Raw genomic sequence first — 23,818 nt, forward strand, 5'->3', positions numbered from 1 at the left:
TTCAAAAAAACATAAGGAGGATTTTATGCCGAAATTAAATCTCGAAACGAAAGACAAGGCGCAGGAACTCATCAAAGCATATCTCGAAACGAATGCGAGCGACGTTCTTGCCCAAAAGATCAATGAAGGCGTCCGAATACATAAAGACGGAAAGACGCTCGTCAATAAAAAGACGTTGGACGGCTTTATGGTTTATGCGGCGGACGAGGCGAAAAAAACTGCCGATAAAGAAGCGAACTCCGCCTATATCGATGATTCCACGGTGTACGGCTGGGCTATCCACTACTTTGAAGAGGATACCGTCGAAGGCACGCTCTACAACGAGGACGGCGCGGAATACAAACCGCCGAAACCGGTTACGCCTGCAAAGCCCGCGACGACTTACACGCCGCCCGCTCCCAAACCCAAACCGCAGATGTCGCTCTTTGAACTCATCGAAGAACAGAAACCCGAAAACGCTCCGAACGTTCCCGAACAAAAAACGGAAGAAGTCACCAATGATACGCCTCCGGACGAGGAATTATCCGCAGAAGAACAACGGGAGATCCTCGAAGAAATCGCCGCAAACGACATTGAAAGCCCTGCCGTTCAACCACAAGGCTCTCCGTTCTATCAGCGCTATATGCAGATACAAAACAAATACCCCGATCATATCGTCGCATTCAAACGCGGCGAGTTTTATGAAGTTTTAGGCAAGAACGCGGAATGGTTTGCCAAAGAACTATCGCTGCCGCTTTCAGAACGGGACTGCGGATTTTTGGAGCGCGTGCCTATGGTCGGTGTTCCCATTCACGCCGTTGACATCTATATAGCCAAAGCCGTACAGAAAGGCCTGAAAATCGCTGTTGCCGATTCACTCGGTGAAGTCAAAGAACTGCCGAAACCCGCCGCAGAACAGTCCAAAGGCTCTTCGATCTATCAGCAATACATGAACGCCCAAAGCAAGTATCCCGATTATATCGTCGCATACCGTTTGGGCGATTTTTACGAGATATTCGGGGAAAAAGCCAAACAGTTCGCCTGCGAACTTGACCTTACCCTAACCGGCCGGGATTGCGGGCTTCCCGAACGCGTGCCCATGGTCGGGTTCCCCTGCCACGCCGCGAATACTTACTTTGCAAAAGCCGTAAACAAAGGCTTAAAAGTCGCTGTTTTCGATTCGCCCGGCGACAATTCCATTGAACTGTATGAGCCGAAACAGGCCTTGCCGACGGAACCCGAAAAGCATTGGATCGACGAGAGAACCTATATCGATAACGATGGCATCGTGCACGATATTGAAACTGAAACCGAAGAAACTGCGCCCGCTTTCGATATGTCCGCCTTTGACACGGAAGCACTTGCAAAGCTGGACGAATTGTTTGGAGAAATAATCGATTTGAGGTGATTTACTATGACAGAAAAAGATATTAAACCCATTCCGAAATATATCATGGACGAAATTTTTAAACGGGATATTAAAATCCACCCGTGGCAGGAAAGCATGGTACGATATTACGCTTATCTGACTATTTGGAAAAAAGAACTCGTGAAAGTGACCGTCGCGGTCACGACGCAGAAAAAGCAATGGTGCTGCAAGCAGGTCGCCGTTCACGGCATACATTCCAAAAAATGCTTTGTCAAAGATATGGAATACCTTTATTTCGGTTATGGCTACCGCGTCGGCTGGTTTGCGGAAGAATTGCAGTCCTATCAGAAAAAATTTGAGGACGGCAAGTGGTACATCGCCGATACCAAATACTACGATCCTTATGCCACTCTCATCAACCGGGGCGTTATCGCCAAGATCCCAGAGTATAAATACAGCGCGTATCAGCACTATTCGGGCAGGGATATTATTTCCTACCTGCGGATATATGAACGGTACCCGCAGACCGAATATCTGCTCAAAAACGGTTTGTGCGCCTATGCGGAGAATATAACCCTGCTCAAAAAATTCTCCAAAGACAAAACATTCTGCAAATGGTTCATCCGTCACAGAAATGAACTCGCTCTCCCGTATGGCAATACCTATAACATAACTACCATACGGGAGGCTTATAAAACCGGATGGCCGCTCAAGGAGGTCAATCATTTTCTGTTCGCCAAAAAGCAATTTGAACGGGAAGCAAGGTTTAAGCCTATCCGCACTCTTTTCCCGGATTGGAAACTCCAAACTTATTTTGACTATTCCAACAAACAAAACATTACCGATAACTTGTACCTGGATTATCTGAACGCCTGCAATTACCTCGGCGTGGATATGTCGAAAAAGCAAAACCTGCTCCCTGCCGATTTTCACAAATGGCACGATATCCGTATTCAACAGTATTCGGAAGCCAAAGCGATAGAAAAGGCAAAAAACAAACCGGAACTCATGAAAAAGTTTTCCGAGGTCGCGGAAAAGTATCTGCCGCTCCAGCATAACAAACGCAGCGCCTTTATCTGCGTGATACCCAGATCTTTAGCAGACCTGATCCACGAAGGCGAAATGCTCCATCATTGCGTAGGCAGAATGAATTACGACGAACGCTTTACACGGGAAGAATCGCTCATCTTCTTCGTCCGCACGAAAGAACACCCCGAGAAGCCGCTCGTCACGCTTGAATATTCCCTGCAAACACATAAGGTGCTGCAATGCCACGCAAACCGCAATGCGCAACCGGACGAAGATATCCTGCACTACGTCAATAAAGTCTGGCTGCCGTATGCCAACAAAACATTAAAACAGATCGCCGCTTAATAGGAGGTATCATCATGGCAAACTACTTTCGCATCACTGCATACAATCCAAACGAGGACGTCGGCATGATCGTCGATTCTAACGGCAAGTTCGAGAAACTCTGGCAGTTCTCCGCTTTGCTCGTTTCCAAAGGCTTCAAGATCCTCGCCGTGGGGAACGATTCCAAATTCACGGAAGGCAATATCCCCAAGACCGAAGAAAGCGACAAACTGCTCCTGCGCGCCTGTATGAAAGGTAACCCCGAACAGAACGGTTCCGTTATCGAGGTCAACGGCAAATCGTATGAGGTGATATCGTGACGCCTTTCTTTTTTTTCGATTTTACACTCGATAAATCGGCTATGCCGCCCGTTGTGACCGTTCCCGAATCACCCTGTCCGAAAGTTCCGTTTGAGCAAAATAACCTATGCCCCTATCCTATTCCTAAGACAGACGAAATCGTGAAGGATATCGAAAGAGCCGCTTATCAGGTAGATACTTTCAAATTCGTTTCCGACCTCTTCGAGTGCGGCGCCATTGCGATTTCAAATCAGGTCGATCATTTCAACCGCGACGAACGGGAAGAAAGGTATATGCAGATCATTAAGACCTATCAGCCCGACCAACAAAAAAGCCTTGCAGAGATTTTCGCGAAGATTTATGCTTTGCTTTCTTCCGTAGTCTACGACAACGGCGTGTTCAACGACTACCTCGGTGAGATCTTCATGCGCTGCAATCTCGGCAGCAAAGCCGCAGGACAGTTCTTTACTCCGTACAATGTTTCCTCTCTAATGGCAAGGTGCCTGTTGGATAGCGACCGCTTAAAGAAAAAAGCGGAAAAAGGCAAGATAATTAGCATTAACGATCCCGCTTGCGGCGGTGGCGGGATGCTGATTGCCGCGCTCGAAGTACTTCGCAGTTTCGGCATTAATTATGCCCGCGACTGTTTTATCGAGGCAAACGACATTGATATCCGCTGCGTGCATATGACCTATTTGCAACTTTCTCTCGCGGGCGCTCCCGCCATCGTCAGGCACCAAGATACATTTTCCAGAGATTGCCGGAGCGTCTGGTATACCCCTGCTTACCTTTTCCAATACCTGCGATTCCACAAATTCGATAACCCGTATGACAATTCCAAATTCCAACAAAGGAGGCAACAATTATGAAACGACTTGACAGCGCCGAACTGCGCGCGCTTTGTATCCGCAATAACTGGTTTACCTGCGGAGATATCCGACAATATACACGGTTTTTCCAAAGAAACGATGAGGGCGCTCAGCCCGAAGAACTTGCCGCTATACTTTGGATCTGCTCCGACGATATCCCTTATGAACAGATCTATTCGACGCTCTGCAAAGAGATGCAAATATCCGTACAGGAGGCAAAGCAATGACAAACCCTATCCGTTCCGGTTTCAAATTCGTGAACGAAGGCTTAGACTTCACCGTCATTCTCACAAACGGGACTGAAAAGAAAAACGTCGCCCTGCTCATGCAAGAAAACACCTTCTGCCCGTTTATTACCGTCCGCGACTTGTCCGAATTAAAAAGCGGCAATTTCGATTGGGCATGGGGGCATTACTTCAAGAGTTTTAACAAAGCGCTCAAAGACTACAACGAACGAAGAAAAGAATTGTTGCGTTCTGAAAAACGCTGACATAGGAGTTTTCTCATGAAATACAAATTTTTCCAAAACGTAGATTGCGTCGAAGAACTCAAAAAACAATACAAGGCGCTCGCTTTCAAATTTCACCCCGACAGGGGCGGCAACAAAGATGATATGCAGTGCATCAATTCAGAATACGACGATCTGTTGAAAATCTATCGCAACGTACATAAGACGGCGGAAGGCAAAACTTATACGAAACAGGAAGAAAAGCAAAATGAAGTCCCCGACCGTTTCAAAGAGATCATAAACGCGATCATCGGCTTTCACTGTAAAATCGAGATATGCGGTTCATGGATCTGGGTATTCAACGCGTACCCGTACCGGAAACAGTTGAAAGACCTCGGTTTCTTCTGGTGCAGTAAAAAGCAGGCTTGGGCTTGGGCGGAAGAACCGAATGACAACCGTCATAAACTCACGCTCGATGAGATACGTCGCTTACACGGCTCTACCGTGATCAAGGATCCGGAAGAAGAAAAGAAACTCAAAGCCGCAAATATTTAATTCTTCATCATTCCTGAAGGGGAGCCACAAGGCTCCCCTTTGTTTATGTTCGATTTACTTTCAACTTTCTGCAAACAATTCTTTTTCAAAGATATTCTTTACTCGTATTCAATCAGTCCAATTCATAAAAATATGTATTGTTCGTCCAAACTACTTGATTTTCCGAATTTACAATTTGTCGTATATTTTCAATCGGTATGAATCCTACGTTCCGTTGTAGAATATCAGAACTCATCTGTAAAAATTTAGGATTGTTATACTCTTTTGCCTCGAAATCTGACTCATTATGTATATCTATGGGATTGCTTGCCATCAAGACCACCTTGCCGCCTTGATCAAGTACATATTTCACTTCCGGCAAAAAAACATTGTATAATGTTTTAAATCTTTCCATACTCAATGGAGAATCCGAGATATTACCCGTGTTTCGAATATCAAATTCAACACGCATAAATATGATATCTCCTTGCTGCAAATTCACATCATATACTGTTTTTCGATCTGAGTATTGACCGTTCTTAATATAAATGGAATACATTGGAGCATCATAGGGAGGTCTTCTCATCTCCTGCGAATAAAACTTATATATTTGAGTGCGTCCGTAACCCTCTGTGTCATGCAAAAATATCAGCGACGTATTTTTTTCATTCGCCAATCTTTCATTTTCCAATACAGTCGTTTTAATTGTATTGTTGAGTGTTTCAATTACCTCACTATCTGCTTCCAACAAATCTTCTGTTGAACATAATATAGGATATCCATAAATTTCCAACGTTTGTGCTTGCCCGATCTTATCAATATACGAAGGAGGTAAAATCGTAAGCGGAATTTCATCAGCAGGTATTTCATCGATCTCCCGGATACCTTTGATTGTCTGCATATCTTTTGACGCTGTTATAATTACTTCAGGAAGAATTAATCTGCAACCAACTTTTTCAGCCTTGTTTAATATATCTCTTGCCAAATCAACCAACATATTATCTACATATCCTAATCCTATATCAAGCCCTATAGACTTTAAAAAAGTACATGTAGACTTTCCTGCCACATAAATAATATCTTTATTGCTTAAATTTTTAGCAATAAATTCTAATTCTTCCCGAATAGATGTTCCGACATTACCGCTCATTACGATTTGCGGACGATATTGGTTTTCAAATCCCTCCAATCCTTTAAGATCATTCCGCAGTCTCCCTCCCATCAATAGAGCATTTTGTGTTTTAAAATATTCAGTTAATTCATTGATGCTGAATCCGTCTGCATCAATGCTGTTATAAGCATTCTGGACATAGTATGTACCGACCTGTTTAATTCCGTCCAGATACGCTTCTGCGGAATTATACACCCATTCAGCATGAAGAACGATATCTTCATATGTATCCCATATTTTCGAATTATAAAATCCTGGCGCGTTTCCATCTTTTTGAAACCAACCGAAAAACGCATGGTCTTTCATCTTAAGCCGGGGAAAATATACATTAGAACCATAGTATACTTCTTCTTTCTGCACTATTTTACCTTGATCCATAAACATAACTTGCAACAATAATGAATCGATAGAAACATCATATTCAGCAAACTTAATCCTGTATTTAATTCGATTTATATACGGAACAAATAGGGAGATCGAATCGTTTAAAAACGCATTCTCTTGCAAAGTTGGCATAGTAACGTCATCAAAATAAACTTCGCTTAAATTTATACAATTTGCAAAAGCCTGTTCACCTATTTTCGGAGAACTTTTAAAACGTATTATATTCAATTTGCTATTATTTTCAAAAGCATATGCATTTATTTCAGTAATAGATTCCGGCAATTCGATAGCATGAGAAGTGTTCCCCGCCGCTATAACTATTGATCCGTGATATAAAACATTATCGACAGCGCGGAAATCCTTATTGTTTTCATTGACCGTAATATTCAACTCTGTACAATAACGAAACACCTCGCTTCCCACTGTATTCAAGTCTTTAGACAAAGATACACTCGGAATAGAGACACACCCCAAGAAAGCCTTATCCCCGATGCTTAATATATGATCCAACACCAAATTTGTCTTCAATTTCCCACAATTTATAAATGCTTCGTTTCCAATTTCTTGCACATTTTCCAATGAGGGTATGGTAACCAATTCACTGCAATTCATAAACGCTTCTTTATAAATATATTTAACGTTGTCCATTTCAGGTAAATTTATAAGAGATTTGCAGTTCTTAAAAGCCGCGGCTCCAATAGTCTCTAAATTTGGCATTGATGTCACATATTCTAACGAACTGCAATTTTCGAACGCACTTGCCCCTAAACTCTCAAGACAATCCATCGCCAATAAATTTGTTAAGGCACTGCAATTAACAAAGGCACTATATTCAATTTCTTGAAGTTTTGGCATAGCGGGTATAGATTGTAACGCACTGCAATTCATAAACGCTTCTTTATAAATATATTCAATATTGTCCATTTTGGGGAGATTTGTTAACGCTATGCAATTCTTAAAAGCGGCATCCCCAATCCAATTTATATTTGGCATCGCCTTAATAGTTGTTAATGAAAAACATTCAGCAAAAGCCTCTGCCCCGATCAATTCAAGTCTTTCCATTTCAGAAAGTACTGTTAACGACTTACAATTCTTAAAAGCCTCCCCGCTAATCGATAGTACTTGGGGCATTTGAGCGATGACCTCAAGGTCTGTACAATTTTTAAACGCCGCATTTCCGATTGTTTCCAGTTTGGGCATGGACGCTATATGTTGCAACGAACTACAATTTTCAAACGCTCCTTCGCCTATATTCTTTAAATGATTCATCGTCGGCAATTCTGTTAATTTACTGCAATCTTTAAATGCTCTTACTCCGATATGTTCTAAATTATCCATTGCCGATACAGAGGTTAGATTGGTGCAATTTTCAAAAGCCCTATCGCCTATATTTTCTATTCTTGAAGGTATTAATACTTGCGTTATTTTTGTTTGATTTGCAAAAGTAGAATCTCCTATTTCTACAATTGTTTTGCCCTCAATACTGTCAGGTATAAGAATGGAATCCGTAAGTTGTTTACCTAATGCTATTCCAGTTAATTTTACAGTATTACTAGATATTTCTTCGACAGTAAATGTTGAGACCTCACCTACTGCAGTCTCAGCATTTAAACATCTTCCATTTATTGTAGTAGAACTTGGCGTTGTCAAAGAAACAATATTCGCACTTTCCTTTATGATGGTTTTCAATTCTTGTGGCGTTAAATCAGGATTCGCCGAAAGCATCAAAGCAGCAACACCCGCGACATGAGGAGTCGCCATTGATGTGCCGCTCATCGTTCTATAGCCAGGTCTACCAGAATCGTGTTGATTAGTTAATTCTGTCGGCCACGTACTTAAAATGTTACCTCCAGGTGCATATATATCAACCGTGTTTACGCCCCAATTTGAAAAAGAGCTTAGATTACCGTTACTGTCTAAAGATCCTACTGAAAGAAAATTATCTGGATGAAATTGAGCCCGCGGAAAGCCATCTGGGTTATTATCATTATTTCGAGAATTATTACCTGCCGCGTTTATGTATAACCCTGTATAATTAGTAACAGCAGTCTCAAAAGCAGTAAGTGAAGCTGTACTACCTAAGAAATTTTGTGTACCATTACTACAACTTAATATCGGTATATTTTCAGTTGCTGCATAATTTATTGCTGAAACTACATGTGAAGCAAATGTATTTTCTGCTGCCGGAGTTCCTGCTACTTGACTTATTTTAAGTGACACAAGCTGGATATTTTGACCAACACCTGTAATCCCCATGCTATTATTTCCCTGTGCTCCAATAATTCCTGCACAATGCGTACCATGACCATTTGTATCTGTAACACTTTCTGGTATATATGGAGCAGGCAAAGTAAAATCTCTGCTTAAACAAATATTGACTCTACCCTGTAAATCTGGATGATTAGCTTGTATTCCTGAATCGATAACTCCGACCATAACTGAATTAGATCCTTTAACCATGTTCCAAGCTTGGGGCGCATTGATCCCTTTTTCACCATTAAGGCCCCATTGCTTTCCTTCAACAAAGTAAGTATCATTTGGAGTGGAAGTGAAAGTAAATGCATAATCAGGTTCTGCGGTTATAATATCTGTTCTATGACGTAATCTCTCAATAGCATTCAATACATTTTCCTTGCCTGAGTTTTTTAATGTTAAGCAAAGAATGGTTTTAAACTCTTCAGCGTTAATTTTTGATTTAGAAACGTGTTTCACGTTTTTTGTTTGATATGTTTCACCATATTTACGTCTAGTTAAGTCAGCATTCACAACATTCTCAGAAGTTGCTGTTAAGTTTTCTACTGAAATAATATCTATTTCAGGAAAATCATCAATATCCCAATTTTTAAAACGAAGTGTCTCTTGTCTGTTTAAAACCACTAAAATTTTATCGTCAGCAAAATTTTCTTGTATACTGGACTTGCCAAATACCACATATTCATTTGTTGTATTTTTTTCAAATTTATTTTCATTACTATCAGCATATAACGATTTTCCTTGAGAAAACAATAAAGATAAAATCATTATAGCTGTTATAAATAGCAAAATAATTAACAATCTACTTCTTACATTTTTGCTCGTGTTCATCTCATTCCCTCCATAACATTTTTAATATTTATCCATATTAGTAGTAAAATAGATTTTCTTAACTCCAACAATAAGATTTTTTTGCACCTCAAGTACAACTACGTGATCCGTTATGGCAGCTTGCATCCCCTCGTTTCCTTTTATATCTATCATAACGGAATTACCGCGCCTATTTACCTCAATCTTCTCAATATTCCCCCCACCTGAACGTGTTTTAAAAGTCACAAAAAATAATGATTGTTCTTCAAAAAAAACCTCATCATATTTTTTATCTAATTTTATATTGCTATCAGAAATATCGTTCAGCGAGTTAATAATTGTTACAATTTCCTTATCATAATGGTTTGGCCATGCATTTCCAATTTGAAAATCAATCATTAAACTTTTCTCACATCCGGTAAAAATCATTAAACTCAAAATTGCAGACACCACCATAACCAAGATATTTTTATAATTTTTCATACATATTATCCTTGTAAAGTTTTATTCTCGTAGACAAACAAATTTTTCTGGACTATTTTTATAATTTGATCGTCTTCTGCGGCTGTCAAAGAAAAACGTTCGATCGCAGGCTTCCATATTGTTTCGCAATTACTGTTAAATAAATCGCTCTGCCGAATGTCGTCCAAATGTAGCGAATCCGCATAATCTTGCAAATGGCACTTGTTTACAACCCCATCACGGTCGCGATCGAAATAAAAGTAATCATCTTTTGTATATTCATCCATCTCACTTTGGGCAACCGCTGCTTGTTCTTCCGCCTGTACTAAACTAAACAGCCCAAACAATAATGCACTGCAACAAACGAATGTTAAGATGAAACCAAAAACTTTTTTCATAAAGTAATTTCCTCTTCATATAATTTCTATATCTACTATCACAGAGTAATTCAGCATAAAGTAACGCGATAGTTGATAATTATCGTTATTATCTCTGTTAAATTGATAATGTAATCTATATCTCCCTTTTTGAATCGGCAGGCACATTGCTTGACTACCTTTCATAACAGCTACCGATACGTTGCTTCGCCATCTTAAATCTTCATTTTTGGGAAATAACGGAGTACCGAATCTTTCACCGTTTTTCAACGAAATTGCGTTAAATATTTTCGGTTCGCCATCATACTCAAAGGAATAGGTTCTATCTGCAATATCACCTTTCCCTATCTCATTCATATCGTCGTCCACCAAAATAATTTCATACACATCTTCTTTTTCGGTTTTACAGCCGACAAACATATTTATTGTACTGAACGCCAATATTACAACCAAAATAATTATCGTAATTTTTTTCATGTTTTCCTCCTTAAACTAAGTTTTGAAGATTTAATTTTACATTATTATTCCCTCCTTGTAAATTACTTCTATAATATATACTTGATATCTTAACTGAAGTTTCCAATAAAATGAATTTTAATTCTCAAACTTGTTTGAAATTTTACCAAAGCGATGTCCATAATGCCCGTGCTTATTTAATACAAGATTAATATTTTAAACATTCCCAAAGGGGGGCCACAAGGTTCCCCCTTTTTATGTCCCGGAACACACTTAAATCGTGGGAAAAGTCCAAGTTAAGGTAGGTATGTGACGATGGGACGTGTGCTTGTGTATGAAAAAAAATAATACTTTTGACATGATGGCTTTATAGCGAAAAAATTTTAAATCTGCAACCGTTGACTTACGCGAGGAGTTATGCTTGACAAAACTCGGATTTCCACGATTTTACTTTGCTGTGAACATGATAAAAAAGACGCCCGAAAGAGTCTTTTTAAAATAGAGTTTTGCTCTTTTATTAATTATTCTAAGCCAAAATTCATTCTGCGGGGCTATAATTTCCTGTATGTTGGCTGTACATTTATCCGACTCAAGTTTAAAAATGATATTAAAAATTTGCGAGGTTTTAGAAATTGAACCCTTAGAATTATTTAAACCCCAAGAGTAGTAAAAACGCTATCCAAAATTCGATAGCATTTTTTTGTTCAATTTAGAAATAGGCACTCCACCATGTTGGAATCAGTCGAACTTTTGTTGACATAAAAAAGTTTTGGCTGGTTTATTTATTTGTTTCTGGTTTAATATCGTCTTTTAATAGCCGAATTGATATGACATTCTGCCTGCAGGCATACAATCGCCCTGGGAATAAAAGTTCATTACATTTTTGCCGAAATCGTCCGCAACTTTTACTTCCATAAGACAGTTTTCTTTGGTAAGACCGAGTGCGGAAAGCGGGACTTTTATTAACATTACATTGCCTTGAATCGCTGTTTGCGCTTGCCCGACCGATTTATATTCGCCGTTTTTATCGGCAGCCAGAACGGTATTTTCTTCTCTGTTGACAACATAAGAATAACCGTAATTGTCGGTATATCGATAATTTGCCGGCTTAATGAAGAGGTTCATCCATGAGTCGTCCCCCTCTTCGCGCGGGGGGATCTCATCTACCGCTTCAATTCGGAAATATGCGTTGGTCTCATCGACGCAAATGGACAGGCTTTTAAAATCGACGCGAGCCGCTGCGCTGCGGAGTGTAACTTTTCCGTCGAAGCGAGGCCATTCGCGTACACCCGATTCGCCGGTGAAATCTTCGTAAACCGCGGCGTTTTTCCATTCGGAAAAATCGTTCATGGAAGGCGTTCCCTCGGGAATATTATAATGAACGGCTTCCTTCCCCGTCCAATCCCGCAAATAAGAAATCGTTTGCATGTAGGGCGTATCCAAAAGTTTGTTTTCCAACGAAGGTTCGATGTCGCGAGAATATTCATCGTTGAATGTATCGCACATAAAATAACTGCCGTGCGTACCGCCGCCCGCAGAATAAATTTTCTGCGCAGACCATTCGTTCCAGCCCGTTATCGTGACAAAGCGAAGCCGATCATCGTTGGCGGCAACTGTTTTCCACTGGTTTTCATAATTCGCCCCTTTGCCGAAATTCTCGTGATCGTTTCCGTTTCCATTCGTCCATCCCCGTCCGCGCGAACCGTTTTTGTCGGAAAAACGTACGGTGACATGCTGCGCCACGGATACGTTCATCAAATCGATATGAAGAGGCTGCGGATATTCGTATTCCATCCAAGAAAGTCCGTTCTCTCGGTAAGTATAGGTGCCGTTTTCGTTCACGGGCCATTGCGTATCGCGAAAATAAAAGTACTGTGCAAGCGGATCGTTCGCGGATTCCAGATTTTCGCGTGCTTCAGGCGAAATCGCTACCATCGGTTTGTTTTCGGGTTTCGGACGAAACCACACGTCGTCGTATTTATCCTCGGTATAGAAGGTCGAATAAACGTCGCGCAGATTGGTCAAACCCGCGTCGGGCGCAGAATTGGAGAGCATATAGACGATCTGCGGCGCTTTCCAGCCCTCGGAACGATATTCCGCGATAATGTCGAACAGTTTTCTGGCTACTTCGTTATACGTGATCGTATTGGAACAGTCCAGAATCAAGAAATCGATATCTGCCGCGACAAACATTTCCATGTGCTTTCGCATGACAAACGTATCGCCCGCGGAATAATATCCGAGAGCGGGCTCTCCCCAAATATGGGAGGCTCCGCCAGGCGAATTTACCGAATCCTTTCCGAACTCCTCTTCGCCGTATTTTTCGATGATTTCGGTTACGTTATAGATTCCCTTCACGTCGTTTCCGCTGCCTGTATTCAAAAAGTAGAATATGCCCGCGTAGCGCGTTTTATCTTCTTTACGCCCGTCAGAAGCGCCGAAAGAACGGCCGTACATATCTGTGCCGACGGTATGATTGACCGCGTATTCTTTCGCGCTCAACGAGCGCGTATCTTCCTGACGGGGCCCCCCGTAAAATTGATAGTCTTCATTGACGAACGACTCCTCCCCGGAACACGCGCAAAGCGCTAAAACAGCCACAGCGCACAGTAAACAAAACAATTTTTTTAGTTTCACCTGTTTCCTCCTTTCAATATCCGAACGACCAACTTAAACCTCCGATCGGCGCGCTGTCTCCCGAATTATAGAAACTCAGCACATCGAGCGGATCGCCGACGTTATCGCTCACCTTGAATTCGATCGAACAGCGATCGCGCGAAAGGCGCAAAAGTTTTAAAGGAACGCTGACATACATCTGATTTCCGACGACGGCGGTTTCCGCTTTTCCCTCTTCGCTGTAAACTCCGTATTGCACCGACATAACACGGCCGTTTTCGCGGATCACGTAGTTATATCCCCATGCCGCGCTTTCGGCGCTCTCTGTACGGATATGGATATTCATCCAACCGGTATCCCCTGCTTGATAAGGCGAGATATTCTTTGTCGCTGCGATCCTGAAATACAGATTTTCGCCGTCTCGCGCAACATCGACGGCGGATATATCGTTTCGCGCGGTCCGGTCCGTCAAACGTTCGCCCGTATATGCGCCGTCGAAACGCGGTGCATCGCGATAGATTGCTTCGCCCGTAAAATCAGCATACTTTGCCGCATCTTTCCAACTTTCGTCCGCAACATCGCTTGGCGATAACGCGGGGATTTCGTATCGCCGCGCCCGTTCGTATTTCCATTCGCGGACTTTGCGAAGATTCTGCAAATAAAAGTTGTCTTTCATTCCCGAAGAATACGTCGGTTCGATATCACGCGAGAATTCGTCGTTAAATTGATCGATCATCACATATCCGTTGATCGGATCCATGTCGGGACGATACATTTTTTGCGCGCCCCACTCGTTCCAGCCCGTAACGAAAACATATTGTATTTCGTTATCTTTAGCAATCGCGTTATTCCACTGATGTTCCAGATTCGCGCCCGCGGCAAAATTTTCATGGTCGTTTCCGTTTTCCAGCGTCCAGCCGCGGCCGCGCGCAGAAATCGAATCGGACATCTTCGATCCTACATGCTGCGCGACGGAAACGCTGATCCAGTTTCCCATTACTTTGGGATCGACGTCGAAATCCATCCAGGGCACGCTGTTATCCGTGAAAGATATGTCTGTCGGCCAGTAAGAATTTTTGATTTGAAAAAATCGGGCAAGTTCTCGCTCCTCTTGCGTGGCTTCCGGAGATTCTTCCAGATACACCTGCGTTTTTTCCAAACAAATGACCATCGGTTTCCCTTCGGGAGCAAACCAGATATCCCGATACTTATCCTGCGCGTAATAGGTATTGTAAACGGTTTTTAACTGCTTGATATCGTTTTCCATTTTACCGCCGCCGTTCAACTGATAGACGATCTGCGGCGCATTCCAGCCTTGGGAACGATATTCCGCTATCAAAGAAAACAGGACGTCGGTGACTTTTTCAAACAGTGGGCCGTTGGAGCAGTCCAACACGAGAAAATCGATCCCCGAAAAGACGAACATTTCGATTTGTCTTCGCATCACCCATTCGTCGGGCGCGCCGTAATATCCCCAGACCGGTTCGCCCCAGACATGGCACATGCCCGAAGGCGAAATATCCGTATCAGAATTAAAAAAATCGCGGCCGTATCGGTTCAGAATCTTCGTCACGTCGTAGATCCCCTTCATATCGGATGCCTGATTATGAATGAGAAAATAGAACAGTCCGACATACCGCTTCTTGTCCGATTTGACGGAATCGGAAGGATCGCTGAAGCGTCCGAGCGCGTCCCTTCCCACGGTGTTGAGGATTGAATACTCCTGGACCGTCAGATTTCTCTCGTCGACGATCCGCCTGTTTGAAGAACAGGCGGTCATCGCGAGAATCATCAGCGCAAGTACGCAAGCCAAAGTCGCTTTGCTTTTCATTTTTGTTCTCTTTTACGGAAAATCATCAGCGCGCAGGAAGAGAGAAGCAATAAGGAAATCAACGCAACCCCGCCCGCGTCGTAAACGCCGCCGCACCCTTTTTCGGGTTTGCCACCGTCCGTGCCGTTATTGCCGACGTTGACTTCGAAGGTCACCGAACCGTCGTTGAAATTCACGGTCACCGCCGCTTTGCCCTCTTCGGAAAAATCATAATTGCATACCGTTCTGTCAGTGATCGCAATGTCTTCTTCGCCTCCGTCCCGATAGATTGCGTGAAGAATCAATCCCGCGGGATCAAAGTCTTCGCCGACTGCATACTGCGTCTTATCCGGCATCGTCTTTACGGTAAGCGCATCGGAAGTCGTATTGCCATTCGCATCCTCCTTAAAAGGGCGAAGCCACGAAGTACCCACAATATTCATTTCGATCTCCACCGTTTCACGCAAGATCGCGTCGGGGATCATCGTGTAGGATGCAACGTTATTTTCCCAGCCGGCCTGATCTCCCCAGTTATTGGTCAGGTATTCCACGTAATACAATCCCCTTTCCAAACGCACCGCCGCCACGCATTCGCGCGTAAATTCGAGCGAAGGTTCCTGCCCGCCGTAATACGTATCCAAATGAAGCGCGAGCGATTCGCCAAATTGCGAAACGCGGGCGATGTACGGCATACCGTTTTTATCCTTGATCTTCATCAATTCGCCGACCGAATACCATTTGCCGACCTCTAATCGACCGCCCTCGTATACTTCGGAAACTTTCAGGAACATCTTTTCTTTCACGTTGGTGGCGTCGTCCGTCTTATATAAACTCCAAAAGCCCGTTTTTACCGATATATTTTCAAAATTGAAACGGACGGACAGCGTTCCCGCCTGATCGCTGATCTGAATGGGGCTGCCGCTGTAGAAGGTCATTTTTTTATCGGGATTCTTGTCAGTGACGGTGATTTCGAATGAAGTTTGAAAATCACGATAGTTGATTTTGACCGTATATTTCCCGGCGACCGTCATATCGTAGCCGCTGATTTCCAGTTCGCTGTTTTCAATCGTCCATCCCGCGTCGGCGTCCGATTCATATGCCTTTACGATAAGTCCCGTAAGATCGGGCACAAGCATCTCACCCAAACCGTAATCGAGTTTAGCAGGTTCGTATTCGACCGCAATGTGATGGATTTCAGGCGTTACTTCGATCTTGATAGAAACCGTTTTTCCGCCCCAACTCACATCGATACTTTTATCGCCGTTGTCGAGGGGCGCGCCGTCGTATAGCACCATGCTCGCCGTGCCGTTCACTTCAAACGTCTTTCCGTCTTTCGTCGCCAGTAATACCATACCTGCGGGCTCGAACGTCTCTCCCGGAAGATACGCTTTTTTATTCGGCTGTGTTTTTACGGCAAGCGTATCGACGGTTTCAAAATAATAGGAAAATTTATCGCAGGAAGTCGGACTTGCAGACCCGTGATAAAGTTGCTCGATCTGCAAAACGATATCTTCTTTCACACCTGTTTCACCCGGCATGATGGCGCTTTCTCCGCCAGCGGTCCAGTTCTGATCACCGTACTGCGCAGCCCATTGCATACCTGCCTTTAATTTGACCGCTTTCACATCGAGGGGAGTGAATTCATTGGTCGGATTTTCCCCGTAAAACGTATCGAAATATAAGATCAGTGTTTTTTCGCGCTGCGCGACGCGTGCAATATAAGGCTGTTGATTGGCGTCCTTCATTTCCGTCAATTCACCTACCGTATACCATTTGTATTCGGAATCCCCTTTCAGTTTTGCATAAAGTTCGATATGCGTGTCCTGATTGGTCTTTTTATCGGTTCCGTACAGATAAGTATCGGTTTTTTGCCCCGCAAGTTTGATTTCCAGGGTGTGCCCTACCTCGATCCCGTTTATATTCGTGGTTTCCGATACGTTATGATACGGCCAGACCGCAGTATCGAATTCGATATAATTCGTCAAAACGGGCGCGCTTACGGTTACTTTCAGGCCCGCTGTCTTATCAAGATAATTGACCGTGACCGTTTGTTCGCCGACTTTAGTCGCGTCGTAGCCGCTCACGGTAAAGTCTGCCGCGTCCAGTTTTCTTCCGTTCTCTTCCGTCTCCGTAGGATAGGCGGTGACTTCCATGCCCGATATATCGAACGATTCCCCTGTCAGATAAGCCGTTTTGGTCGGCATTTTCGTAATCGCGATATGATCGAGAGGCAAATCTGCGACCGTTACAGGAATTTCCACGCTCTTGCCGCCGTAAGTTACGGTTACGGTCTGATCACCCGTTTCGGTAAACGTTTTATTTTCCACGCTGACCATCGAGGCATTTAACGGTATATCCTGCGCAACGCCGCCGACCGTGGCCGTCAAAAGCAAACCGCTCGCATCGAAAGTTTCTCCGATGGAATAATTCACTTTCGCGGGCTGCGTTTTGACTGCCAAAGTATCGGCCTCTCCCAATTCATGATAAAACATGAAAACGTCGTTATTGCTTCCTTTTGAGTATTCTTTAAATTGTACTACAATATCTTCGTTCACTCCGGTTCGGACGGAAGGTTCTCCGGCGCCGCCATTGGGATAATCATTCCATTGATCCCCGTTCAGATCAGATTTTTTGACAAGCCACTGCATGCCTTTTGAAAACTTTACGGCTTTTACGTCCAACGGAGAAAATTCCGTAGAGGTATTTTGATTCCACACGCTCTCGAAACGGATAATCAGTATCTCTGCTCTTTGATGCATTTCACTGATATACTTTTTACCCGTCGCGTCTTTGGTTTCATTTAGTTCTTTCAGAGTAGTCCATGTATAATCTTTATCGCCTTTGAGTTTCGTGTATAAAGAAATATGTGTATAATAATTTCCCCCTACCTCTGCATGTTGGAAATATCCGTCTTTTTCTGCTGTTTTCATCGTGATCTGGATAGATTCACCGCATGCTTCTCCCGCTGAGTTCATAAAACCGCTATCACCCCACATATTGGCTCTTCCGGGATTTTCAACATCGACGGTAAGCGATTCGGGAAAGATCTTTTCCTCCGCTTGCTCTGCGGCGAAAGCAATCACGCCGACAGAAACGGAAATGAGGAGCAGCACCGATAAAAGCAATAATCCTATTTTTTTCATAATTTCCTCCTTTTATGCTTTGACTGCACCCATTTGGATGCCGTCCACAAGTTTACGTTGATACAGCAAAAACAACAGCGCGGGCGGAATGGACATAAATACCCCCGCCGCCATGCGCACATTGGCGGACTCCATGGCTACGTTTGTGGTAATGCTGTCGTAATAGATGGCAACCGCCAGCGTATAACTATTTGAATCGCGCAGATAAACCAAGGGTCCGTAAAAATCCGACCAGTTGCTGCCGAAAGCCCCAACCGCCACATATAACAGAATGGGCAGACAGAGCGGGATCATGATGTAAAAATATCTGCGCAAGTATCCTGCCCCGTCGATTTTCGCCGCCTCTTCGATTTCGTTGGATACGCCGCGCATAAACTGCATCATCAAAAAAATGTTGATCGCGCCGCCGCCGAACAGAGCGGGAATCGTAAGCGGTAAAACGCTTTCCGTCCAGCCGAGATTTGAAAAAAGAACGTACAAGGGCACCTGCGTGACCGCTCCGGGGATCATGATCGTCGAAAGCACGAGCATGAAGACGATCTTTCTTCCGCGGAATTTGATTTTTGCAAATCCATACGCGCAGAGCGATGCGGAAAACGGCACGGCTATGATATTAAAGACTACGACTTTGAGCGTGTTGAGCGTATATAACAGATAATTTTGCTGTGAAAACATCTTGACATACGCCGAAACCGTCCAGACCGAGGGGAAAAATTTGATTTCCGAACCCATGATCTCTTTGCTCGTCATGAAACTGCGGTTGATCATGAATATATAGGGAAAAATCAGAAATACGGCGACCGCGACCAATAAAGTATATAGGACGACTTTATTTACGATCTTGCGGACAAGCAGTTTATTATGGAGGATCTGTCCTTCTCTGTCCATATCACATATCCTCCGCGTATTGTACCCAGCCGCCGGTTTTAAAAACAAACATCGTGAGTGCGAAAGTAACGATAAAGAGCACCCAACCGAGAGCACAGGCATACCCCATCATTCCGATACGGGTAAAGGCTTCGTTATAAATTTTCACGGCGATAAAGTACAGAGAATTATCGGGACCTGTTCCGCCGGAACCGCTCGCGATGATAAATGTGTTAAAGCATTGCAGACTGCCGATGATGCCCGTAACGAGATTATAAAAGATCATCGGGGTTGACATCGGAATGGTGATAAACAATAACTGTTTGAAACGGCTTGCACCGTCCAGCCGCGCCGCTTCGTACAGGCCTTGCGGAATATTTTTGAATGATGCGAGCCAGACCACCATACTTCCGCCCGTACTCCAGACGGTCGTCAGGATCAATGTGGGCAGCGCGCTTTTTGCGCTTTCGAAAAACATGGAATGTAACCCGAATACGCCTATGATCTGATTGAATATTCCGTAAGCGGGAGAAAAAATGTCCTTCCAAAGAACTCCTGCCGCAACGGCGGGGATAATCACAGGAAGATAAAACAACACGCGGAAAACCGAAATCCCCGGTACTTTACTGTTAGCCAGAAGCGCTAAGGCATACCCGAGCAGTAATCCGAGCGGTACGGTGATCGCGGCATAAATAAAAGTATTGGCGAACACCTTTCCGATCTCGTAATCCTGCTGAAACATATAGAGGAAATTGTCGAACCCGGCAAATTCCATTTTTAAAAATCCGTCGTAATTGAAAAAACTGTATACGAGAGACTGGATCGCGGGTATGAATGTAAATACGACCACGCCGATCACGACGAGAGATACGAAGCAATAACCCGCTATATCCGTTTTGATTTGACTTTTATTAGTAATCGACAACTTCATACCCTATCTCCACACGCGCCTTAATGCGTCAGCCAGTATTCCAGTTGCTGTTCGGCAAGATCGATCGAATAGTCCAAAGTTCTGCCCGTATCGATGTAGTTGCCGATCATCGTCTGTATCACTTTTTGCAGATCGTCCGCACGTTCCGCGTGCGCCAAAATAAAATCGGTGGGACAGATCGCGCCGTTCTCGCTCGCCCAGGTAAAAGCGCCCATATTATAATTTTCGTAACCTTTTCCCCAATGGTTTTCGGGATCTTTCGCGTCAGACATATCCTTGCGGATCGGCGGGTAATTCGTTCCGCAATCGGCTATGATGTTCTGTCCCTCGCGGCTCAGCATAAATTTTAAAAACTGCCATGCAATATCGCGCCGCGCCTGCTCGGTGATGGTGGACGAAACGCAGTATCCGGATACGCCCGAACCGATCATGGGATTTTCTTCGTCTATGATCGGAAAAGTTACGACGTTATAATCGCTCTCTTTGAATCCGGAACCATATGCACCCTGCAAATTACGGACTTGGATCGAAGCGGCCTGCGAATGAAACATGAATATTCCCTCGCCGCCCTGAAAGTTTGCCTGCGTGCCGGTAAACTTCGAGGTGATCTTTTGATCCACAAGATCTTTCATCAGATTCAGGGCGTCGCGCGTTCCCTGACTGTCAATGATGACTTCGTTATTCTCCCCGTAATATCCGCCGCCGCAAGATAAAATGATGGGATTAAACACCGCTTCCCAATTCAGATAGCCGTCCAACAACGTTCTTTCCGAGTTTTTCCATGCGTTCGAAGCGCGTACTTGCCGGCACACGGTAAGAAAGTCTTCCCAGGTCCAACCGTTTTTGATGAGCGAATTTTCGGAATCGACGTCTACGCCCGCTTCCCGCAAAAGCCGCGCGTTATAGTGGCAGACGACCTGATCCGCCGCGCGGGGAATCATCCATTGATCCCCGTCGAAATCACTTTGCCCGAGTTTAAAAAAAGATTCGTAATAATCGCCCATGGAAAAACTTTCCGCCGCTTCCTCCGCCTCGATATACGGATCTAAACTGAGCGTTACGCCCGAGTTGCCCAGACTGAGCATTTCAAAACTCGAAGTCTGGAAAATATCGGGCATCTTTTTCCCTTGAAAGAATCCCATCATCGTTCCGATCACATTGCCGGAAATGGGCTGCACTTCGATTTTTACTTTTGGAAAGTACTTATTAAAACCTTCTCCCAACTTGCGGATGATATTCATCTCATCGTTACTCGCTTGGCAGGCGACGACCAAAGTCAGTTCAGTCTGCTTATCCGGCGTGATGGAAAACGTATAATCATTTCCCTTTATCGTGTCGGGTTTGTTCAAACATCCGGTAGCCGTAACGACCACGAGCGATACGGCAAGGACAGCGCCCAAAATTTTACGAATAAGTTTCATGTTTTCCTCCTGTTTTTGAAAAATTTATTTCAGATGGCGATCCGGGTTTGTTCGGTCGTAAAGACATGTATCATATTGCCGCTCGAAAGGTATCTTTCGAATACGCGATACGTACCGGCCGTCCAACCGAGCATTTTCGATTCGTTATACTCGTGCACGAAAGCCTTCTGCCCCGAAATACAGTCGTATTTTTCCCAAAGACAGCCCGTTTCCTTCCAACAACTGTCTACCAGCGCGATGTATTTTTCAGCCTGCCGTTTCGCTTCCTTTTTCAATCCCACACGATCGAGCGCCATGACCGAAAAACATTCCAATGGCGGCCATATGTTGGGATAACACCATTGATATTTTCCGAATTCATCCGTTTTTGCCGTGGCAGGAATCCCGTATCGGGAATCCAACGACTTCAAGATCTGCGCGGCTTTTGCACTGTCCTGTGAAACGCCGCACAGAAACGGCATCAACAGAGCCGTGCTGACAAACGGCGAACATTCTCCGTACACAAAATTGTAATCATAAAAAACGCCGTTTACGGTACAGTATTTGCGCATAAGTTCCAAGCGTTTGTCCGCCGCTTCCCGATAAGTATTTTTACGATCCAGCAAAGAAGCGAAAAAGGCAAGGATCCGTTCGTTCGCATACAAAAGGCTGTTCAGATCGACAGGCGCGTAATGTTCGATGTGCGAACCGAAACGGGGCGTAAAATCCCAACCGCTCTCCGCCTCGGAAAGTAAATTCGAGCCTAAAATCTCATCGCTTTCTTTTTGTTCGCAATCTTCGCCCAAACGCGTGTGCATTACGATTTTATAAAAATCGCTGTGGGTAACGGGTTCCGCGTTATTGCCGTAACGATTCAACCCGCAGGGCGTCATGCGCTCACGCATCCAAAAGGAATATTCCTTTTCCATTGCGGGAAACGCGCCGCGGATAAAATTCAAATCGCCGCTCTCCTGCCAATAAGCGTGACACATCGGAATAAATAAAGGGACCTGCGAACGGTTATCCCCCCCTTCCGTCGCTACATTGGGCATATATCCGTATTCATCTATCAGAAAAATCATATTTTTTATATTGTTGAGCGCCTGTTCTTTCATACCGTCGCAAAGCAGCCCTAAATTGATAAAATATGTATCCCAATAAAAGAAATTTTCAAAACCCACGTCGCTGGTCTGCTCGCAGGAAGGAGAATTGAACGGATAAGGGATTCCCTTCGGTTCTCCCGGGCGGACACTGTTTTTCCAGTTGCCTCTGATGTATTCGTTAACTGTCATAAAAACCTCTCTTCGTATTGACTTTCTATCCTGTTTCTGCTATCATTATACTTGATAAAAAATCATATTTCAATACATATTTCGTCAGATATGCGACAAATATTGCTGTATTGCGAGGTTGATATGTACGAAACCTTTGAAAAATACCGAGAATCGATCGAAAGATTGTATATCAGTGAAAATAAAAATTTTTGTCAGCCGCACTTTCACAGGCATGTGGAGATCTTGTATGTACTGGAAAGCGGCTTGCTTGTCACCGTAAACGGCAAGAGTAAATTGATGCAGGAAGGAGAGGTGGCCGTGATCGACAGTTTCGATACACACAGTTATACGAATCCGCAACAGTTGCGCTCTATTTCCATCGTAATACCCGTTTCCCTCTGTCCTGCTTATAAAGAACGCACCAAGCGTATGAAACTCGCCGCAAACTTTCTGACCGATACCGAAGCGTGTGACGAAATGCTCTGCCTGATCCGGCTCATGCAAAAGCATACCTATAATATCGATGAACCGCTTTATTTGACCACCCATTATTCCCATGCGGACGAAGCGTTTATTCTCGGGTGCCTTGCAACGATCATGGGCATCGTACTTCGGAGTATTCCCTTTGTGAAACGTAACGACGAAAAAGATGAAAACCTTACTAAAAATATTTTAATTTATCTCGACGAACATTACAGCGAAGATCTGTCCCTCGACAGTTTAGCCGATCATTTCGGCTACAGCAAATATTATTTTTCGAGGATCTGTCAAAAAATTTTAGATTCTTCTCTCACTAAGTATCTGAATAAAATACGGATTTTAAAAATTTTGGAAGATAAAAATAATAAAACGCTCACGGAACTTGCCACGAAACACGGTTTTACGAATATGCGCACCTTTCAACGCGCATTCAAAGACGTAACGGGCATTACCGCCAGCGCTTACAAAGCGAATAAATTTATTTTATAATCAATTCGTATAGTTCGTGGTTATACAGAAATAAACAGACAACC

General features: G+C 43.8%; 19 protein-coding genes. 8 read left to right on the plus strand and 11 right to left on the minus strand.

Annotated features, from left to right (window positions below):
- The first annotated feature begins 25 nt into the window (after window positions 1–25).
- The 7 genes from ESZ91_RS03265 to ESZ91_RS03295 are packed head-to-tail and all read left to right on the plus strand — an operon-like array spanning window position 26 to window position 4,872.
- Window positions 26–1,387, plus strand: coding sequence for a MutS N-terminal domain-containing protein (locus ESZ91_RS03265; protein WP_129224105.1), 1,362 nt, complete (start codon window positions 26–28; stop codon window positions 1,385–1,387).
- A 6-nt stretch (window positions 1,388–1,393) separates the two neighbouring features.
- Window positions 1,394–2,722, plus strand: a complete 1,329-nt coding sequence (locus ESZ91_RS03270) for a PcfJ domain-containing protein (RefSeq protein ID WP_129224107.1) — start codon at window positions 1,394–1,396, stop codon at window positions 2,720–2,722.
- Window positions 2,723–2,736: 14 nt separating this feature from the next.
- Window positions 2,737–3,021 (plus strand): hypothetical protein, encoded by a 285-nt coding sequence (locus tag ESZ91_RS03275; RefSeq protein WP_129224110.1) that lies wholly within the window; start codon window positions 2,737–2,739, stop codon window positions 3,019–3,021.
- Window positions 3,018–3,869 (plus strand): N-6 DNA methylase, encoded by an 852-nt coding sequence (locus ESZ91_RS03280; RefSeq protein WP_129224112.1) that lies wholly within the window; start codon window positions 3,018–3,020, stop codon window positions 3,867–3,869. Before ESZ91_RS03275 ends, ESZ91_RS03280 begins: the two co-directional genes overlap by 4 nt.
- A complete protein-coding gene (locus ESZ91_RS03285) occupies window positions 3,866–4,096 on the plus strand; it encodes a hypothetical protein (RefSeq protein WP_129224114.1) in 231 nt (76 codons plus the stop codon). The genes ESZ91_RS03280 and ESZ91_RS03285 overlap by 4 nt, the downstream gene beginning before the upstream one ends.
- On the plus strand, window positions 4,093–4,359 hold the full coding sequence (locus tag ESZ91_RS03290; protein WP_129224116.1) for a hypothetical protein: 267 nt from the start codon (window positions 4,093–4,095) through the stop codon (window positions 4,357–4,359). Before ESZ91_RS03285 ends, ESZ91_RS03290 begins: the two co-directional genes overlap by 4 nt.
- A gap of 15 nt (window positions 4,360–4,374) precedes the next feature.
- Window positions 4,375–4,872 carry a molecular chaperone DnaJ gene (locus ESZ91_RS03295; protein WP_129224118.1) on the plus strand — a complete coding sequence of 166 codons (498 nt, stop codon included), beginning with the start codon at window positions 4,375–4,377 and terminating at the stop codon, window positions 4,870–4,872.
- Between the two features lie 112 nt (window positions 4,873–4,984).
- Here the strand turns inward: ESZ91_RS03295 and pgk are convergent, their stop codons facing one another.
- The 11 genes from pgk to ESZ91_RS03350 all read right to left on the minus strand — a co-directional run bounded on the left by pgk (window position 4,985) and on the right by ESZ91_RS03350 (window position 22,823).
- Window positions 4,985–9,490 (minus strand): phosphoglycerate kinase, encoded by a 4,506-nt coding sequence (gene pgk, locus ESZ91_RS03300; protein ID WP_129224119.1) that lies wholly within the window; start codon window positions 9,488–9,490, stop codon window positions 4,985–4,987.
- A gap of 21 nt (window positions 9,491–9,511) precedes the next feature.
- On the minus strand, window positions 9,512–9,952 hold the full coding sequence (locus tag ESZ91_RS03305; RefSeq protein WP_129224120.1) for a hypothetical protein: 441 nt from the start codon (window positions 9,950–9,952) through the stop codon (window positions 9,512–9,514).
- Between the two features lie 5 nt (window positions 9,953–9,957).
- Window positions 9,958–10,329, minus strand: a complete 372-nt coding sequence (locus tag ESZ91_RS03310; RefSeq protein ID WP_129224121.1) for a hypothetical protein — start codon at window positions 10,327–10,329, stop codon at window positions 9,958–9,960.
- 15 nt (window positions 10,330–10,344) lie between these two features.
- Window positions 10,345–10,785, minus strand: a complete 441-nt coding sequence (locus ESZ91_RS03315) for a hypothetical protein (RefSeq protein ID WP_129224122.1) — start codon at window positions 10,783–10,785, stop codon at window positions 10,345–10,347.
- Between the two features lie 789 nt (window positions 10,786–11,574).
- Window positions 11,575–13,401 (minus strand): hypothetical protein, encoded by a 1,827-nt coding sequence (locus tag ESZ91_RS03320; RefSeq protein WP_129224123.1) that lies wholly within the window; start codon window positions 13,399–13,401, stop codon window positions 11,575–11,577.
- 13 nt (window positions 13,402–13,414) lie between these two features.
- Window positions 13,415–15,211: a hypothetical protein gene (locus ESZ91_RS03325; protein ID WP_129224124.1), complete on the minus strand. Its 1,797-nt coding sequence runs from the start codon at window positions 15,209–15,211 to the stop codon at window positions 13,415–13,417.
- Entirely contained in the window at window positions 15,208–18,333 is a 3,126-nt protein-coding gene (locus ESZ91_RS03330; RefSeq protein WP_129224126.1) for a bacterial Ig-like domain-containing protein, read from the minus strand. The genes ESZ91_RS03325 and ESZ91_RS03330 overlap by 4 nt, the downstream gene beginning before the upstream one ends.
- Before the next feature lie 12 nt (window positions 18,334–18,345).
- Complete coding sequence (locus tag ESZ91_RS03335) at window positions 18,346–19,221, minus strand: carbohydrate ABC transporter permease (protein ID WP_161971027.1); 876 nt, start codon at window positions 19,219–19,221, stop codon at window positions 18,346–18,348.
- A gap of 1 nt (window position 19,222) precedes the next feature.
- A complete protein-coding gene (locus tag ESZ91_RS03340) occupies window positions 19,223–20,131 on the minus strand; it encodes a carbohydrate ABC transporter permease (protein ID WP_129224130.1) in 909 nt (302 codons plus the stop codon).
- Window positions 20,132–20,151: 20 nt separating this feature from the next.
- Window positions 20,152–21,552, minus strand: coding sequence for an ABC transporter substrate-binding protein (locus ESZ91_RS03345; protein WP_129224132.1), 1,401 nt, complete (start codon window positions 21,550–21,552; stop codon window positions 20,152–20,154).
- Window positions 21,553–21,581: 29 nt separating this feature from the next.
- Window positions 21,582–22,823, minus strand: a complete 1,242-nt coding sequence (locus ESZ91_RS03350; protein ID WP_129224134.1) for a trehalase family glycosidase — start codon at window positions 22,821–22,823, stop codon at window positions 21,582–21,584.
- A gap of 123 nt (window positions 22,824–22,946) precedes the next feature.
- On the opposite strand from ESZ91_RS03350, the gene ESZ91_RS03355 reads away from it, so the two are divergent.
- Window positions 22,947–23,774, plus strand: coding sequence for an AraC family transcriptional regulator (locus ESZ91_RS03355; RefSeq protein ID WP_161971028.1), 828 nt, complete (start codon window positions 22,947–22,949; stop codon window positions 23,772–23,774).
- Window positions 23,775–23,818 lie beyond the last annotated feature (44 nt).

It is taken from the genome of Candidatus Borkfalkia ceftriaxoniphila (genome assembly GCF_004134775.1).
Lineage (GTDB): Bacteria > Bacillota > Clostridia > Christensenellales > Borkfalkiaceae > Borkfalkia > Borkfalkia ceftriaxoniphila.